Here is a 16880-nt window from a genome sequence, read left to right as displayed (position 1 = left end):
CTGCTCTATTCTTGTTATGTGTTGTTGTGCTGCACCAACATCGCCTCGGCTTCCACGAGGGTTTTGGCTTTGCCCTGTACCATGAGTAACCAAGGTGCATCAGGCTGTTTAATGGTGTTAGCGGCAATGGGCGACAGGTCGCCCCATTCACGAATTTGTGCCGACATCGGCGGCGCGGTCACGCCTGCCGGCACTTCAGCCCAGTAATCACCGCCTGCTCTGGCATAGCTCGGACGAATGGTGTGGTCGCGAGTGGGTTCATACATCAACGCCGACAGGAAGGTGACAAAATGGGCGTCATCGACGGCTTTAGTGGTCGAAGGATGTCCGGTGTAGCCGAGATACCACGGGGAAATAATGGTTAGCGCCGTTTTGACATCCTCATCATCAAGCTGTGTGACAATCTGCTCACGATCTTCACTGCGTAAGGCATTCAGGCGGGTCATCAGGCGTGCCAGCTGCGCAGGAAACGCGGCATCTTGCTGACACAGGAGTGTCCATAAACGTTCAGTAATCCCCACATCGAGGCCACGACGTCCAGTCAGCAATTCACTGGCGCGCAGTAACAGTGCCTGGGAGGCATCCCCCGGTGCTGCTAGCAGCGGCTGCATCGGGATCGAGACGATGACTGGGGTAGCCATCATAAGTTGTAAAAAACGTCTCCTTTCCATGGCTAACCTGCTTTCAACGCCGACAGCGCGCCTTGAGCGGCTTCTGCATCCACGTTGCCATCTGGCGTGCTCACACCAATCGCCCCTACGACCACGCCATTCACCTTCACTGGCTCACCGCCAGGCAGTGGCACAACCGCAGGATTGCCCAGCAGACCCATATTTCCCGCAGCAATTTTCTGCTGAAAGCTGGCAGTCGGCACGCCAAAGGCGACCGCTGAGTGGGCTTTCTTCGGTGCCAGTTCACTGTTTGCCAAGGTCGCGCCATCCAGACGCTCATAGGCAATCAGCTGACCAAAGGGATCAACCACGGCAATTGCGCCACCAATGTGATGACGGTCAATAATTTGCTCGGCTTTTGCCACCAGCTGTTGCGCCTGCTCATGCGTTAACACCGCAATTTGGTTAACCGGTTCGGCAGCATGTGCCGTGGCACAGAGCAGTCCGCCGCACAGCAGCACTGTCGGAAGTTTTTTCATTGATGTTGTCCTAAAGAATGAATGACTTAGAGGGAATAACTCAGTTGCGTGCGAAACGTTGCTGAATCAGATGATCGAGGCTCCATTTGCCACCGCCGTGCAAACACAGCATCAGGAAACCCGCTGCGCAGGAGATGTTTTTCAACCACACCATCAGGTGCGCATGGCTGTAACCTTGATAGAACAGGAAACCGGCTATCACGGAGAACACTGCCATAAATATCGAGGTGAAACGGGTGAGAAAACCGAGCGCAACAGCCACGCCGCCCCCCACTTCCAACAGGATCACTAACGGCAGGAAAAAGGCTGGCACACCGTTGTCCGCCATGGTTTGCAGGTTGTCGGCATAGTGCGTGATTTTGTCGAGACCAGATGTGAAGAACAGACCGACCGCCATAACGCGACCAAGTACGGCGAGCAAATCTTTGGATTGGGACATGATGTAACCGTTCTATTATGTAGTTGTTAATGAACCAAAAGGTACACTCTATAACTTTAGTTACTTTTATCATTTTGTGCGGCTAAAATCGTTCAGCCCTTGCCCCGCTCAACATTGCAGCGCGTTTCGCTTAAAACAACAACGATAAAATATCTGCTTTGCATCAGGGGGATGAGAGCGACTTTTGAAGTGGATCACACTATTGGTGCGGGTTTTAACCTGCAAATATAGGGCTGGCAGACTCTGCTAGCACAGCGCTTGTTACGGTTTTTTAAGTAAAAATCTTAAAGAGTAAGACGGGCTTTGATTTAGATAATACACGATCAAAAATTTAACAATTTACCAACATAAAAGAGTGACTTTGCCATTAGCCTGACCGCTGATTATTCAGTCAATGATTCCTGCCAGGAATGAATTTATAACCTTCGCAGAATATTTTTTATCGGTTGTCGATGCCAGGATGATGCAAACCCTATCGGAGAACCGACATGACTTATCGCTTTCTCGTGACCACCACGAGCCTCGGCCAAGGAGGCCGTCAACTTCTTGCTGAGGCTGACTGCACGGTGGATTATCTCGATGACGCCAATGACGTGGCTGAAGTTGAACGCCGTATGAGCAGCGTTGCCTATGACGCGGTTATTTCGCGCACTGTGGCGTTGAATGCGAAGGCAATTAATGCCTGCCCGACGCTCAAAATCATCTGCAAACATGGTGTGGGCGTGACAAATATCGACGTTGCTGCGGCGACTGAGCGCGGCATTCCGGTGCTAACCACGCCAGCGACCAATGCACAATCGGTCGCTGAATTAACGCTCGCTTTAATGCTGAACGGCGCACGCCGACTCCCCTTTTTCCAACAGGAAGTGACCGCCGGACGCTGGACACGTACCGGCGATGGCGAAGAATTGCAGGGCAAAACGCTAGGTCTGGTGGGGTTCGGTGAAATTGGTCGTCGCGTGGCGCGCTTTGCTCGCATCATCGGTATGCAGGTCGCCTTTTTCGATCCTGCGGCACCGACAGACGGTGACTTTGACGGCGCTCAACGCTGCGAAACCTTGGAAGCCTTGCTTCCCCTGTCTGACGTCTTGAGTCTGCACTGCCCGGTGACGCCGAAAACCCAACTAATGATCAACGCTGAACGTCTGACATTATTACCACCGAACGCAACCCTAATTAACACCGCCCGTGGCGAGCTGATTGATGAAGATGCGCTGTTTGCGGCGCTACAAAGCGGACAGCTCCGTGCCGCCGCACTGGACACCGTAACGCATGAACCTTTGGCTGCGGACCACCCTTTCCGCGCGCTCCACAACCTAATTATCACTCCCCATATTGGTGGTTCGACCCCACAGGCCCTGGATGCCGTGGCACAAAGTGCCGCACGTCAATGCCTGGCATTTCTCGACAACCAGCAGATCAACCTCTCAGCCTGCGTCAATCCGCAGGTGCTTAACCGGAGCTAACACATGACTATTCATAAAGACTGGCCGATTGGCTATTTCATTGGGGAACGCGGTGCACCGATTGATGCAGGCGTCATTGATGCCTTTCGCGCCCTGCCTGCCGCCAACATTGGTGACTCCATGGGCCGCAGTGTAGGTGCCATCGGATTGCAGGCGTATCACAACGACGCCAATCTGGTGCTGTGCGGCCCGGCGATCACGGTGAAAGTGCGCCCTGGCGATAACTTGATGATTCATAAAGCGATCGAGATGGCTCAACCCGGTGATGTCATTGTGGTTGATGGCTCTGGCGATCTGACTCAGGCGTTGATTGGCGGTTTAATGCGTACCTCTGCCGTCGCCAAAAAGATTGCCGGTTTCGTGATTGATGGTGCCGTACGCGATCTCAACGAATGGGCGGAAGGGGGAATTGCCTGTTGGGCACGTGGTAACACCTTGCGCGGTCCGTCGAAAGACGGCCCTGGCGAAGTGAATACCACCGTACACTGCGCCGGATTAGTGGTGTCGCCGGGTGATTTGATCGTTGCGGATGCCGATGGTGTGATTGCCATCCCACAAAACGAGCTAAGTGTTCTGTTGCCACGTGTACAACAACACGCCCAGCGCGAAGACAAGATTCGCGCGAGCAATATCGCTGGCAACAATGACCCAGAACGCTTTAACGCGATTCTGCGTGCCAAGGGCTGCCCGGTGTAATGAATTTAGGTGCGCATCCATGCGCACCCACCATCACTTTATCGCAATATGTCGGGTCGTCATTGATGCGATCTCTACGTGCCTGCATTGAAAAATATTATAAAACTACGGAGTACCCTACCGTGCTGAAGAAAATTTCGCTGAGCGAGTCGATACCGCCGCCTATCACCTGGCGCGACAATTTCACACCAGATGAAGGTAAAGCCTTTGGCGCGCAACTCTCTGCGCGACTAGAGCGTTTGCCTGCCGCACGTCCTTTATGGTTAATCATCTTTGCACTGGCTCTTGGTGGCTGGTTTGAAGTCTACGACGTCTTCTTGACCGCCTATATCGGTCCCGGCATGGTCCGCGAAGGGATCTTTTCCCACGGTAGCCATAACTTTTTCGATCCCAATAGCTTGGGCGCCTTTGTCGCCGCCATGTTCCTCGGCGTCTTTATCGGTACCTTGCTGATCGCCAATCTTGCTGACCGCATTGGACGTAAAAAGGTGTTTATTATCGCGCTGCTGATCTATGCAGTCGCAAGCGGCATCATGGCTTTCCAGCACCATCCTTTTGCCGTGGTGTTCTGGCGGATTATCTCTGGCATTGGTGTTGGCGCTGAGTTGGTCACCATTGATGCCTATGTGTCAGAGTTTATTCCCGCACGTTTGCGTGGGCGTTCTTATGCGTTTGTGCAGGCGATTCAATACACTTCAATCCCAACCATCGCCTTTCTTTCCTGGCAATTGGTGCCGCAAGAAATTCTCGGTCTGAGTGGCTGGCGTTGGGTGGTGCTGTTCGGCTGTATCGGCGCGGTGTTGGTGTGGATTATCCGCATGGGCCTGCCGGAAAGTCCGCGCTGGCTGGTGGAGCAAGGGCGTTACAAAGAAGCTGAAGATGTGGTGCGTCGCCTGGAAACGCGGGTGGCTAAGTCTACCGGTTCAGCGTTACCTGCCGTCGATCCGCAACAGCTCATCCCGGTTGAAGCTAAACCTGCGGAAAAAAATGAGATGTGGCGTCCACCGTATCGTCGTCGCACGATCATGCTGCTGGTGTTTAACTTCTTCCAGTCAATCGGATACTACGGTTTCGCCAGCTGGATCCCGACGTTGCTGGCGGCAAAAGGTGTGACATTCACCCATAGTCTGCTCTATTCATTCCTGATTGCTTTTGCCAGCCCGCTGGGGCCCTTAGTCGCAATGACGTTCGCCGATCGCATCGAGCGAAAATGGTTGGTGAGCGGATCAGCACTGGCCATTGCTGTGGTTGGCACTGTCTTCTCATGGCAGTCACAACCGGTGATGCTGGTGACCCTGGGGCTATTGTTGTCACTGGCCAGCACCTGCATGACCTTTTCCTACCGTGCGTATCAGGCCGAGTTGTTCCCAACTCGTTTTCGCGCCAAAGCCATCGGTATGGTGTATTCGGTCAGTCGCATCAGCGGCATGCTGTCAGGCTTCACGATCGCTTGGGTGCTGAGTGAAATGGGTGTGAGCTCCGTGTTTGCGGTCATTTCAGGCGCGATGGCGATTGTGGTTTTCACCATTGGTGTGTTTGGCCCGCGCACGCTGAATCTCCGTCTCGAAGAGGTGAACCCTTAATCTGTGCTGACCATTAGTGGGGCCGGCACTCTGGGCGCGCCACGACGATATATCCGCAGGGGGTGCACCGGGTGCATCCCCTTTTCATTGCCAAATATTCAATCAACTTCTCTGATCATGAAGATGCTTCATGAGGAATGAAATTAAATCACTTTTCCTCATGCCCCGGCTCTGGCATAAATTGTGCAACGAGATTGATTTAGACGGCTAAACGTCTACCGAACGCAAAGCCTTCTCAATGTAAAATTGATATCAGGTCTAGCTGTCAGAACTTAGGGTGCCAGAACAAATGAATACAGACTTTATCTTTAGCGTTAAAAAAACGACTTTCGACGAGAACTACAACCCTGCCGAAGGTACGCGTATTACCACGAACTTTGCGAATCTGGCTCGCGGCAAGAATCGCCAAGAGAATCTGCGCAACGCGTTAAAGATGATGGACAATCGATTCAACTCTCTGGCGTCATGGGATAACCCTAAGAGCGACCGTTACTCTGTTGAACTCGATATCATTTCTGTTGAAGTGGATATTGAAGGTAATGGCACCACGTTCCCAGTGATTGAAATCCTGAAAACAAACATCGTAGATAAGAAAACCCACGAGCGTATTGAAGGCATCGTCGGCAATAATTTCTCTTCTTATGTGCGTGATTACGACTTCAGCGTCGTGCTGGCAGATCACAATAAGCGCAACACGGGGTTCAGCACCCCCGATAACTTCGGCGATTTGCACGGCAATATTTTTAAAAGCTTCGTCAATTCTGCCAAGTTTAAAGAGAACTTCAGCAAAGCGCCGGTGATTTGCCTCAGCGTTTCTAGTAAAAATATTTACACCCGTACCGGCAATCAACATCCTGTGTTGGGCATTGAATACCAGCAAGATGAATACTCATTGACCGATCAGTATTTCCATAAAATGGGGCTGCGCGCGCGCTATTTCATGCCTGCTAACAGCGTTGCGCCTTTGGCATTCTATTTCTCCGGTGATTTGCTGCGTGATTACAGCGATCTTGAGCTGATCAGCACCATTAGTACCATGGAGACATTCCAAAAGATTTATCGCCCAGAGATTTATAATGCTAACTCTGCGGCAGGACAATGCTTCCAGCCAAGCCTGAACAATCAGGATCATTCTTTAACTCGCATTGTTTATGATCGCGAAGAGCGTAGCTTGTTAGCAGTTGAACAGGGTAAGTTCACGGAAGAGAACTTTATTAAACCTTACCATTCCATTCTTGAGCAATGGTCTGCTAATTACGCTTTTTGATTAACCGAAAATACAAGGTCATTTATTATGAAAACATTGTTACCCACTTCCACCGCTGGCAGCTTGCCGAAGCCCTCTTGGCTGGCACAACCAGAAACTCTGTGGTCCCCGTGGAAATTGCAAGGCCAGGAATTAGTTGACGGCAAAAAAGATGCGCTGCGTTTAATTTTGGATGATCAAATTCAGGCCGGTATCGATATCGTGAGTGATGGCGAACAAACACGCCAGCATTTCGTCACCACCTTTATCGAACACCTCAACGGCGTTGATTTTGAAAAACGTGAGATTGTGAGAATTCGTAATCGCTATGATGCGAGTGTGCCAACCGTTATTAATGCGGTAGCACGTATGAAACCTGTGTTCATTGAAGATGCCAAATTCTTGCGTCAGCAAACCAAGCAGCCCATCAAATGGGCTCTGCCAGGTCCAATGACCATGATCGATACGCTTTATGATAATCACTACAAAAGCCGCGAAAAACTGGCGTGGGAATTTGCCAAAATCCTTAACCAGGAAGCCAAAGAGTTAGAGGCTGTGGGCATCGACATTATTCAGTTTGATGAGCCTGCTTTTAACGTGTTCTTCGATGAGGTGAATGATTGGGGTATCGCTGCTCTTGAGCGTGCTGTAGAAGGCCTTAAGTGCGAAACCGCCGTACATATCTGCTATGGCTATGGCATCAAAGCTAACACTGACTGGAAAAAGACGTTGGGTTCAGAGTGGAGACAGTATGAAGAGATCTTCCCTAAACTGCAGCAGTCCTCTATTGATATCGTGTCACTGGAATGCCAGAACTCGCGCGTGCCAATGGATCTGATTGAGCTGATTCGCGGTAAGAAAGTGATGGTCGGAGCCATTGATGTGGCAACCAATGACATTGAGACACCGGAACAAGTCGCTGACACGCTGCGTAAAGCACTGCAGTTTGTTGATGCTGATAAACTCTATCCTTCGACCAACTGCGGTATGACGCCATTATCTCGTGAAATTGCGCGTGGTAAACTGAATGCGTTGAGCGCTGGCGCTGCGATTGTTCGCAATGAGTTGCTGGGCAAATAATCGCAACAGCTGATAGCCAACCTCAGTCTGTGTTTGAGAGATGTGAGCGAGACTCACATCTCTCAGCCGGACTGGCTATTGAACAAAACATTTTGAATGATAGCCATCCGTTCACCTCAATATTTATAAATTAGGTCAAGCACTGGATATTAGCGTCCTGTAAATATTAAAATCGAGCTTGAATGCGTCATTTGGTTCTGCGCTTCCTGCCAATAATGAAAGATGTAATTTTTAGAAAAACGCTCATTGTTCCCCACCATGTCAAAATGGTCACCATCAATCGTGATAATTCAGCAGGGGCCGCATATTCTCCATTTCCCACGCATGCGCCATTAAGGAATAAATTGCCCACCATTATGCCGAAAAAAACGCAAAGACCTTTGATTAGATTACCCATAATCTTCCCTGAAAGCCTGACACACAGGCCAGGCTCATTGATTTAATTTACCAACTGCATTGGCCGCCAATGCTACTACTGCCATTGCGGCTGCCGCTGTTGTTGTTGGACGATGAAGATGTTGAGCAATCACTACCCAAGGCGGCACCGGCCATTCCCAATGCTGCACCCACCGGGCCTCCACCTGCTGCGCCTAATACACCGCCAATGAGAATCGCTTTATTACAGTTCGCTACACCGGGATCGTTATAACGTGGATTTCCCTTGTTGTTCGAATTACCGCTACTTTTTGGATTCCCCATTCCATGTTTATCAGCATAATTTCCTGCACCGGATACCATCATCATTTCTTCAGCACTGAGTGTTTTCATGTCATACCCTTATTTTCAACACCACGCAGCGTGGTGGCGCAAGAGTATCTGATTTCATTTATCTGTCATTAGCTGAACCAGTAAAGTGGAAAGTTTAAAATAACAGACAACATTAACTTTCGAGCTATTCATTTATAAGAAAAATAAGGCGTGATATTGGCAAAACCTCCCATATCACGCCGCATCTCATTTTCATTTATTTTTTCTGGTAATGCGTACGCCATCACATAATCACCCTCTGGGGTCTCCATAAAGTGATGCCCGACGGCAACAATCAACTTTTCACCGTTTTGAGCACATTTCATCTGCTTCTTTTCTCACGCAAAAAACACTCTTTTTGATCTAGCGCAAGATCGCTAACCTGCACTGCTGTCAGCTTATTCCTACAGGCGTAGAGCGCCGCATAACAAGAGGATTTCAGCATGACAGGTAAAATGGGCTTGGCGGGATTGTTATTGGTGTGGCTGGTGTATGTCGCGTGGATGGTGAGTTATTACTCAGGTACATTCTCACTGTTTACGCATTAGGTGCTGCGTTTCAACGTTAATTCTATCTCATATTGAATGACCGCTATTTCTGAGAAATAGCGGTCATTGCTATTCGTTGGTGATGACAAAAGGCACCAGCCATATTGGTAATATGCCGCCAAGCCGACAACGGACAGTTTGCCAAGTCGATTAGCTTTCACCCTCCTGTGCTGTCCACAACTCGCGATACAATCCTGGACGGCTGACCAGTTCCTGGTGTACCCCAGATTGCACAATACGCCCTTGTTCCAGCACCAGTATCTGAGAAGCAAATTCAACCGTTCGCAACCGGTGCGCCACCATGACGACCGTTTTCCCTTTCGCCAGCTGCGTTAACGCCTGCTGAACCTGTGCCTGAGACAGGGGATCTAATAATGCCGTCGCCTCGTCCAGTACGATAATGGGCGGATTTTTAAGCATCATTCGGGCAATCGACAAACGCTGTCTCTCGCCGCCTGACAAGCGCTGGGCACCCTCACCCAACGGGGTGTCATAACCCTGAGGCAGACGCGAGATAAAATCGTCGCAAAAGGCAGCATGACAGGCCGCCCGCACTGCTTCATCACTGGCTTCAGGGCGACCTATACGTACGTTATCCATCACGCTGCCATCAAAGAGTTGCACGTCCTGGAATACATAACCGATACGGCTGTATATTTGCTCACTTCCGAGCGACTGGAGTGGCACGCTGCCCAAGGTGATTTCACCTGCGGTGATGGGCCAGAAACCGCCCAACAAATGCAGTAACGTGCTTTTGCCACTGCCCGATGTGCCGACAATGGCCGTAACGCTCCCCTCTGGTACACGGAAGCTGATGTCCTTCACCACTTCATCGTCCTGATAGGCAAAGCTAACCTTTTCAAAGGTAATATCATTCTGCGGTGTTAAATCGCGCGTACCTTGTTCCGGCATGCCTGGCTGCGCCATGAGTGCATCAATACGCGAGGCCGATTGCTGCATGACACGCAGTAAAGTGAAATAGGCTGCCGCTTCTAGCAGAGGGTCAATGACTTTGACCGCGACCAGCACAAACAATAACCATGTCAAAAGACTAATTTCTTGCAGTTGGAAAAGATGCGCAGCCGTCAGAAAGAGCAACACGACACCGGATTCCATGAGCAAACGGAAAAGCTGCACACTGCCACCGCCCCAAGCTTCAATTCCCATGCTGGCACGGCGAATCGCAGCAAAGGACTCATCAAGTCGCTGAACCATTGGCCCTGCGCGATGATATAGGCGTAACGTTCTGATTCCGCTAATAAACTCTAGCAGAAGCCCTGACGCCTGCACGAAGCGCGCACCCTGCTGCTGTGTACCCATTAACAATCGTTTTCCCATCCACCACATCAGCAGCACTGCGGGTGGCAATGTCACCACCAACGCCAATGTTAAACGCAGATCGATGCAGGCTAAACCCAGCAGGAAAATCAGCGACGTCGCCAGTCCCGCAATCACCTCCGGGAGCAAATGTGAGAAGATCTCCTCGACGCGACGCATGGCATCCGTCAGTAATGTGCTGGTTTCACCCAATCTTTTGCGCTGAAAATAACCAAGCGGAAGGTGGCGTAGTTTGTCAGTAGTGGTTTCACGCACATCGTGCATCAGTTGATAACTGCCTAAAAAACAACGTAATTGTCCGATATGCGAAAACACCAGTTGCCCAGCAAGGCAGAGGAGCAGAGCCACCGAAAGTTGCCCCCAAAAGAGCGCATCCAAATGTGACGTCGTCACTTTAGCAATGCCCCACCAGGCAATGAAGAACGGTAACACCATGCACAACTGTGCCAGGAAGCGGCATAACATCCCGGTCAGTAATTGTGAACGTCCGGCGGAGGGCTGGCTCAATACCCGATTAATCAGTGACATAAGTGGTTTCCTCTGCACGAATATGCCAGTGTGCTAAATCAAACTGACTGTGCCATAACATCTGATATCCCTTGTCGCTGACTAGTAAGGTTTCGTGCCGCCCCTGCACAGCAACTTCGCCTTGCGCCATCATGACGATGCAATCCGCTTGCTGCACGGCAAACAAGCGGTGCGCGATGCTGATGAGTGTGGTATCGGGACGCGCCAAGCGGAGCGCACGATAAAAGGCCGCTTCGGTTAAGGCATCGGCAAACGCGGTGGCCTCGTCAAGGATCAAGATCGGGGTATGGGCAACCAGTGCGCGGGCGATCGCTATCCGTTGCCGCTCGCCTCCTGACAATGTTACACCTCGCTCACCCACGGTACTGTGAAGTCCTTGTGGCAAACTACGCACCCAGTTTTCGGCCTGAGCCAAAGTTAACGCCTGCCACAATTCAGCTTCACTGGCCTGCGGATTCCCAAGCCGTAAGTTATCAGCCAGGGTTCCCTGTAGCAGGAATACCTCTTGCGATACTAATGCCAGCCGTTGTGCGCGCGTTGCATCATGCAGTTGTTGAACACTGACCTCACCCAGCGTGATATCGCCGTGTGAAGGCGGTAACAATCCCGCTAGTAACCAGGCGAGCGTAGACTTACCCGCGCCTGAGGGACCAACCAACGCATAGAAACGCCCCGCCTCAAACCGAAGCGAGACAGATTTCACCACATTTGTGTCGTCATATCCGAAACTCAGTTGATGCGTTTGTAATACGTTGGAAATCGGCAACGCTGTTTCTGGTTGCGGTTGTGGGCAATCCAGCAACGGCATAATTCTTCCCACACCGGAAAAAATTTCCCGCAACATTGAGCTTAAAAATGTTACGCGCAGTAAAGGCTTGAGCAAGCCGCTACCGAGAATGAGGACTAGCAGCAATGTCCCGATAGTGAGGCTGCCGTGCGCCACCCGCCATAAGCCTATCGGTAGCAATATGAATAAATTCGCATTGAGGATCACGACAAAAGCTGACCATGCTGGCACAGCGTGGCGAGTAAAATTCACCACCAGCTGATGGTAAGCATCCAGCCGCTGATTCAGCAGGCGAAATGCACGTGATGATTGCTGAAATGCTTTCATCACCGGCACACCACGGACATATTCCACCAGTGCGCTATCGAGTTCGGCGGAAGCGCGATGATACTGTGCCGTGCGCTCCGCCATGCCACGAGAAAATATCTTTTGCGCCAGCAACGCCAAGGGAACGGTAGCCAGTGCCGCAAGCGCCATGGGCCAGTCAAGCCAGAACAGGAACAGCGCGGCGATCAAGGGACTCAACAGCGCGCCAATCATGTCTACACTATGGTGTGCGATGAAATTTTCAACACGCTCGACGTCATTCAAGATGATGTTACGCAGACTAGCACTGCTATAGGGGCTGAGCCGCAGCAATGCGATGCGTGCCAGTGACTGCGCGAGGCGCAATCGCGTTTGATAGAGCACTCGGAAAGCCGTGAGATGGCTGAAATAACCCGCCAGTGACAACAACACATATTTGCCAACTAACACCGCGAGTAACCAACCCGCCAGGGTTATCAGGGTATTCGCGGGATCAACGGCGACAGCGGCCTGCCATAACAATACATAAGGTACTAGCTCAAGCATCACTGCCATCGCAGCCAGACACAGCGCCAACAAAAACGTGCTGCTCTCGCCTCTGAGCAGGCTTAAGGTATCGCGCAGCGGCGAGCTGGCCCTAGCATGCGTCATGTTTTGCCCCTGCGGCCAGCCAGTGTTGAGCTTGTTCCTGCGCTTCAATCTCAGTTGCCACAACCCGGTAGGGATAGGGAATCGTACTTTGAGTCAGATAACGTAGCGCTTTACGCCAGAAAGAGCGGCGCTTGGCGGCATCGGTCTCTACGCGAACCGCGCCACAGCAGAAGCGTTGCTGAACGGTGCGTGTACGTTTTCCCCAGGCTTTATATTGTCGGAAGAATTCAGCGGAATTTTGGGGCAGCTCTACCCCACTGAAAATCAACACAAAAGGTTGCTGACGTTCAAGAATGGCCTGCAGTTCAGCAATATGTTTGTGCGCATCCTCCGCGCCTACTTGTTCTGGCATCACGTAATACACTAATGGCCAACGGCTGATATCAATGACGGATTCCACTATGACGGCACTCCTTGTTCGTGAACCACGCGCCTTGCGGGTTTAGGGGAAATATCCTTCGACCCTAAGACTGTTTTTTCGGCAATTTGATGCGAATAATAATCATTATAATTCTCACCGCAAGTGAAAATTTCAGCCTGAAATCGCCACGACAGACGATAAAATGAACAACTGCGCCTAAGATTGCGGGATTTGATTCACACTTAATCTAAGGAAATCTGTCGACGATAGCGCCCCGGAGACTGGCCGTAGCGACGCTGAAAATAACGGGTAAGATGGCTGGCATGGGAAAAGCCACACCGAGTGGCAATGTCATCTAATGTGTAACTGGAACCTTTGACTAAACCCAATGCCTGTTCAAGTCGGCATTCGATGATAAAGTTCCAAGGGGTGATGGCAAACATGGCGCGAAAACCGCGCTTGAATGCCAGTTGGCTTAATCCTGCGGCGCGAGCCACCTGCTCTAACGTTAAGCTGCTGCAAGCATGTTCACGCATATAATTCCGTGCCTTGATCAGCCGCTGACGGTCACGCCCCATCAGTTTCGTGCCACCCGCTTGATAGCACTCCCCTTGCTGAATTTGTTCAAGCTTTGCCACAACATCAGCAACAGAAGGCCTTCAAGGCGCAGCTGGCCGAAGGCACTTTGATCCCGACAGGCATCATCAACCTCGCTCTGTCTCTCCAACATTGCCGAATTAAGATTGGCGCGATAGATCTGTCCGTTCACCCCTGAGCAATCCAAACCCAAGGCCAGTAGCGCATCAAGGAATTGCACTGGATAATTTATGATCTGCAGGTCATACAGATAGTTACGCGGGAAGAAGTCTTCGCCTTCGCAAGGGAATTGCGAACTGGAGAGCAGTAATGAACCGGGTTGAAAAGGCTGTACAACGCCTTTTTGCAAAGAAAAGTGACCGCTACCTTCACGCATAATCACCAATGAAAGATGCGCCTCGCTGCTTCCACGAAGACGTAAATCTTGCTGTAAGGTGGTGTAAACTCGCGTGAGTCGTAGCTTGCCCGCTTGAAAGTGATTGATGCCTGATTGAAGCAATGCCTCCTGATGCGACTGATTCACCCTTCACTCCGTAATGATAATGATTTCTATTTAGCTTTATCGTGCAGTTTTGGTCTGTTCCGTGCAATGTTTTTCTCCCCCGCTTCCGTAATCTCTTGGGCTTTACTACCTCAGGGACGTATTGCCATGCAGTTAAAACCTATTGCCCTCTGTATCAGTACACTTCTGTTTCTCAACCACAGCGCTTATGCCGAAGAGGCAGATACATTAGTGGTTACCGCCAGCAAGCAAGCCGCAACCGCAGCATCGTCGCGTAACGTTTCCGTGGTCAAAGTGGATTCCAGCACACTGACGGATGCCAATGTCAGTCGTACCGATCTGCTACCGCGTGTACTGCCTGGCCTGCAAATGGGCAATAGCGGCAGCTTATTGTTCCAATCCGCCTCACTGCGCGGGATTTCTTCGGCGCAAGATTTCTATAATCCAGCGGTGAGTTTTTACGTGGATGGCGTGCCGCAGCTTTCAACATTGGCCATGCAGCCATTACTGGATGTGGATAGCGTTGAAATGTTGCGCGGGCCACAAGGCACGCTCTATGGCAAAAGTGCCCAAGGCGGCATTATCAACATTGTTACGCATCAACCGGACAGTACCCCGCGCGGCTTCGTTGAAGGGGGTTATGCCAGTCGAGATGGTTATCACAGCAAAATTAATGTCAGTGGACCGATTCAGGATGGGTTGCTATATGGCAGCGCCACCTTACTGCGCCAGGTTGATCAGGGTTCAATGACCAACCCAGACACGGGCAGCGATCACTTGGGTGGTTCGCGCACCAATGCAGGCAACGTACGCTTGCGCTTAGCGCCGGATAATCAACCATGGGAAGTCAGTGCGGCGGTGACCGAAACTTGTACCCATGCGACACAAGACACCTATGTGCCTTTTGCTGACGTAAAAAGCCGCACTTTGGATATCAGTCCTGGTGGTGGCGATCCTTATCTACGCAGTTGCAGCCACAGCCAATCATTGAGCGGCCGCTACACCACCGAAGACTGGATCATCAGCGTGGTCAGTGCCTGGCAGCAACAGGAGTACGATCGTAAATTCCCGTACAGTGGTTACACGGCCAATCTGCCCGAAAACTGGAACCAGAACGTGCAGGAAATCCGTGCAGCAACGCGCGGCAACGATACGCTGGATGCCGTGTTCGGTCTGTATCGTCAGGATACGAGAGAATCGCTCGATTCCCATTACGATTACGCAGGCACACCTATTACGTCGACTCGCTCGCATAACCAAGCCGAAACGTTGGCCGCCTATACCGACCTCACCTGGCATGTCACCTCTCGCTGGGATCTAGGTGCTGGTTTACGTTACTCACACGACAAGGCGGAAACGCGTTATAGCGGCTCCACGCAAGGTCATCCTTGGGGTGACAGTAATACCCACCGTGATGACCAGATTTTAGGCCAACTCTCCACTGGCTATCAGCTCACCGATGGATGGCGTGTTTACGCACGCGCTGCGCAAGGTTATAAACCAGCCGGTTTCTCGGTGACGCCGGTAGCAGGTACTTCTGCCGATGCTTATGATGCCGAACGCTCGATGAACTACGAGATTGGGAGCCGCTACCAGCAAGGCGCGTGGCAAGTTGATGGCGCGCTGTTCTATACGCACACGCGTAATCTACAACTCTTTTCCGGCCCAGTCGGTTACCAAACAATTAGCAATGCTGGGAGTGCCGATGCCAGCGGAGCGGAGCTGAGCGCTAGCTGGCAATTTACGCCAGGATGGTCATGGGCAGTGAACGGTAACGTGGTTCGCTCGGAATTCACCGGCAGCAGCGAAAGTTATGCCGACCAGCGTGTTCCTTTTGTACCGCGCTACGCGACTGGCACCAGCCTCAGCGGGACTATCGATACGCCATGGGGATCACTGTTACCACGCGCGGCCATCAATGTGGTCGGCCCACAATTCTTTGATGGCGATAACCAACTTCGTCAAGGAAGTTATAGCACCACGGATTTGCGCCTTGGCTGGCAAGCCAGCGAGCGTGTCACCGTCTCGGCTTATGTTGATAACGTGTTTGACAAGCGCTACCGCACCTATGGCTTCCTGAGTGGCACGACCGCATTTGCTCAGGTCAACAATGGCCGCACGGCAGGTGTTGATGTCCGCATAGAGATGTTCTAATTGCGTTGCGCCTGGCAGCAAGGAGGCTGCCACCCTTATCATCTGGATGATTGAGCCAAATAAAGTCATTATTCGGCTCATGATATGAGCCGAATAAGAACATGATGTTGAGGGCATTAGCGCCAGTCAATATCAAAAAGTGGCCAAGGTCAGTAAAGCTACGGCGACCCGCCATCTGGTTGAGCTAGTAGAAAAAGGATGTCTGGAGAAGTTACCGGGGGGTGGGCGCAGTACGCACTACCAGATAAAACAATAACAGCGAAGAACCGGACTGAGTTCTTCGCTGTTTGTTCACATAGCACCCCAACGCATCGGTGGGATACTCTGCAAAATGAATCTTGAAATTAAGCCGCTTTCACTGCACGCACTTTCTTTTCAGGTGCACTGGCACTTTCTTCAGCAGGTTCAGCGATTGCCACATCCTCACTTTCGACAGCGTCTTCTTTTACTGCATCCGGTAATTTGCTGGTGCGCAGAATGTGTTGCACAGCGTCTTTCTGTTCTGCCAGTAACATGCCCAATGCTTCAGCCTGTGCTTCGTCAAGATCAGGCTGATGCTGTTGCAACCAATCAGTGAAAGCATCAGCCATATCGAGCATCTTGTCCCAGGCATCCGCGTCTTTTTTATTGGCAAACGTCATCTTTTCTTCACCCTTTCTGACAACAACATATTTGGTTTCGACTGCCATGATGCACCTCGG

The 16880-nt window shown here is 51.2% G+C and carries 17 protein-coding genes and 1 pseudogene; 7 read left to right on the top strand and 11 right to left on the bottom strand.

Going from position 1 to position 16880, the window contains the following annotated elements:
- Positions 1-14 precede the first annotated feature (14 nt).
- Genes HA51_RS00640 through HA51_RS00630 form a run of 3 tightly spaced genes read right to left on the bottom strand, consistent with a single transcriptional unit; the run spans position 15 to position 1589 of the window.
- The gene (locus HA51_RS00640) at positions 15-671 is read right to left on the bottom strand and encodes a sugar dehydrogenase complex small subunit (protein WP_084931193.1); all 657 of its coding nucleotides are present in this window, start codon (positions 669-671) and stop codon (positions 15-17) included.
- A gap of 2 nt (positions 672-673) precedes the next feature.
- Positions 674-1150: a GlcG/HbpS family heme-binding protein gene (locus HA51_RS00635; RefSeq protein ID WP_084931192.1), complete on the bottom strand. Its 477-nt coding sequence runs from the start codon at positions 1148-1150 to the stop codon at positions 674-676.
- A 40-nt stretch (positions 1151-1190) separates the two neighbouring features.
- The gene (locus tag HA51_RS00630; protein ID WP_084931191.1) at positions 1191-1589 is read right to left on the bottom strand and encodes a DoxX family protein; all 399 of its coding nucleotides are present in this window, start codon (positions 1587-1589) and stop codon (positions 1191-1193) included.
- A 488-nt stretch (positions 1590-2077) separates the two neighbouring features.
- Here HA51_RS00630 and HA51_RS00625 point away from each other — a divergent pair, with 488 nt between their 5' ends.
- The 5 genes from HA51_RS00625 to HA51_RS00605 all read left to right on the top strand — a co-directional run bounded on the left by HA51_RS00625 (position 2078) and on the right by HA51_RS00605 (position 7660).
- Entirely contained in the window at positions 2078-3055 is a 978-nt protein-coding gene (locus HA51_RS00625) for a hydroxyacid dehydrogenase (protein WP_084931190.1), read from the top strand.
- Between the two features lie 3 nt (positions 3056-3058).
- Positions 3059-3751, top strand: coding sequence for an RraA family protein (locus HA51_RS00620; RefSeq protein WP_084931189.1), 693 nt, complete (start codon positions 3059-3061; stop codon positions 3749-3751).
- A gap of 122 nt (positions 3752-3873) precedes the next feature.
- Entirely contained in the window at positions 3874-5334 is a 1461-nt protein-coding gene (locus HA51_RS00615; protein WP_084931188.1) for an MFS transporter, read from the top strand.
- Positions 5335-5623: 289 nt separating this feature from the next.
- The gene (locus HA51_RS00610) at positions 5624-6601 is read left to right on the top strand and encodes a DUF1852 domain-containing protein (protein ID WP_084931187.1); all 978 of its coding nucleotides are present in this window, start codon (positions 5624-5626) and stop codon (positions 6599-6601) included.
- A gap of 27 nt (positions 6602-6628) precedes the next feature.
- A complete protein-coding gene (locus tag HA51_RS00605) occupies positions 6629-7660 on the top strand; it encodes a methionine synthase (protein WP_084931186.1) in 1032 nt (343 codons plus the stop codon).
- 444 nt (positions 7661-8104) lie between these two features.
- On the opposite strand, the gene HA51_RS00595 is transcribed toward HA51_RS00605, so the two are convergent.
- From HA51_RS00595 to HA51_RS00570, 7 genes are all read right to left on the bottom strand, one after another.
- Positions 8105-8428, bottom strand: a complete 324-nt coding sequence (locus HA51_RS00595) for a hypothetical protein (protein WP_084931184.1) — start codon at positions 8426-8428, stop codon at positions 8105-8107.
- 128 nt (positions 8429-8556) lie between these two features.
- The gene (locus tag HA51_RS27080) at positions 8557-8733 is read right to left on the bottom strand and encodes a hypothetical protein (protein WP_158087345.1); all 177 of its coding nucleotides are present in this window, start codon (positions 8731-8733) and stop codon (positions 8557-8559) included.
- 372 nt (positions 8734-9105) lie between these two features.
- A complete protein-coding gene (locus HA51_RS00590) occupies positions 9106-10821 on the bottom strand; it encodes an ABC transporter ATP-binding protein (protein WP_084931183.1) in 1716 nt (571 codons plus the stop codon).
- Positions 10808-12565: an ABC transporter ATP-binding protein gene (locus HA51_RS00585; protein WP_084931182.1), complete on the bottom strand. Its 1758-nt coding sequence runs from the start codon at positions 12563-12565 to the stop codon at positions 10808-10810. The genes HA51_RS00590 and HA51_RS00585 overlap by 14 nt, the downstream gene beginning before the upstream one ends.
- Positions 12552-12965, bottom strand: coding sequence for a hypothetical protein (locus tag HA51_RS00580; protein ID WP_169718763.1), 414 nt, complete (start codon positions 12963-12965; stop codon positions 12552-12554). Before HA51_RS00580 ends, HA51_RS00585 begins: the two co-directional genes overlap by 14 nt.
- A 203-nt stretch (positions 12966-13168) precedes the next feature.
- The gene (locus HA51_RS00575; protein WP_158087344.1) at positions 13169-13462 is read right to left on the bottom strand and encodes a helix-turn-helix transcriptional regulator; all 294 of its coding nucleotides are present in this window, start codon (positions 13460-13462) and stop codon (positions 13169-13171) included.
- 41 nt (positions 13463-13503) lie between these two features.
- Complete coding sequence (locus HA51_RS00570) at positions 13504-14046, bottom strand: hypothetical protein (protein ID WP_084931179.1); 543 nt, start codon at positions 14044-14046, stop codon at positions 13504-13506.
- 126 nt (positions 14047-14172) lie between these two features.
- Between HA51_RS00570 and HA51_RS00565 the strand changes: the two genes are divergently transcribed.
- Both HA51_RS00565 and HA51_RS27380 read left to right on the top strand, forming a co-directional pair.
- Positions 14173-16179 (top strand): TonB-dependent siderophore receptor, encoded by a 2007-nt coding sequence (locus tag HA51_RS00565; protein ID WP_084931178.1) that lies wholly within the window; start codon positions 14173-14175, stop codon positions 16177-16179.
- 112 nt (positions 16180-16291) lie between these two features.
- Positions 16292-16435 (top strand): annotated as a pseudogene (locus tag HA51_RS27380) (DUF4172 domain-containing protein); the annotation flags it as partial.
- An 88-nt stretch (positions 16436-16523) separates the two neighbouring features.
- Here HA51_RS27380 and HA51_RS00555 read toward each other — a convergent pair.
- Complete coding sequence (locus HA51_RS00555; protein WP_084931177.1) at positions 16524-16868, bottom strand: YebG family protein; 345 nt, start codon at positions 16866-16868, stop codon at positions 16524-16526.
- Between the last annotated feature and the right edge of the window lie 12 nt (positions 16869-16880).

It is taken from the genome of Pantoea rwandensis, from assembly GCF_002095475.1.
In the GTDB taxonomy this organism is placed as follows: Bacteria; Pseudomonadota; Gammaproteobacteria; order Enterobacterales; family Enterobacteriaceae; genus Pantoea; species Pantoea rwandensis.
The sequence above is the reverse complement of the archived record's forward strand: the minus strand, read 5'-3'. Positions and strand labels throughout refer to the sequence as shown.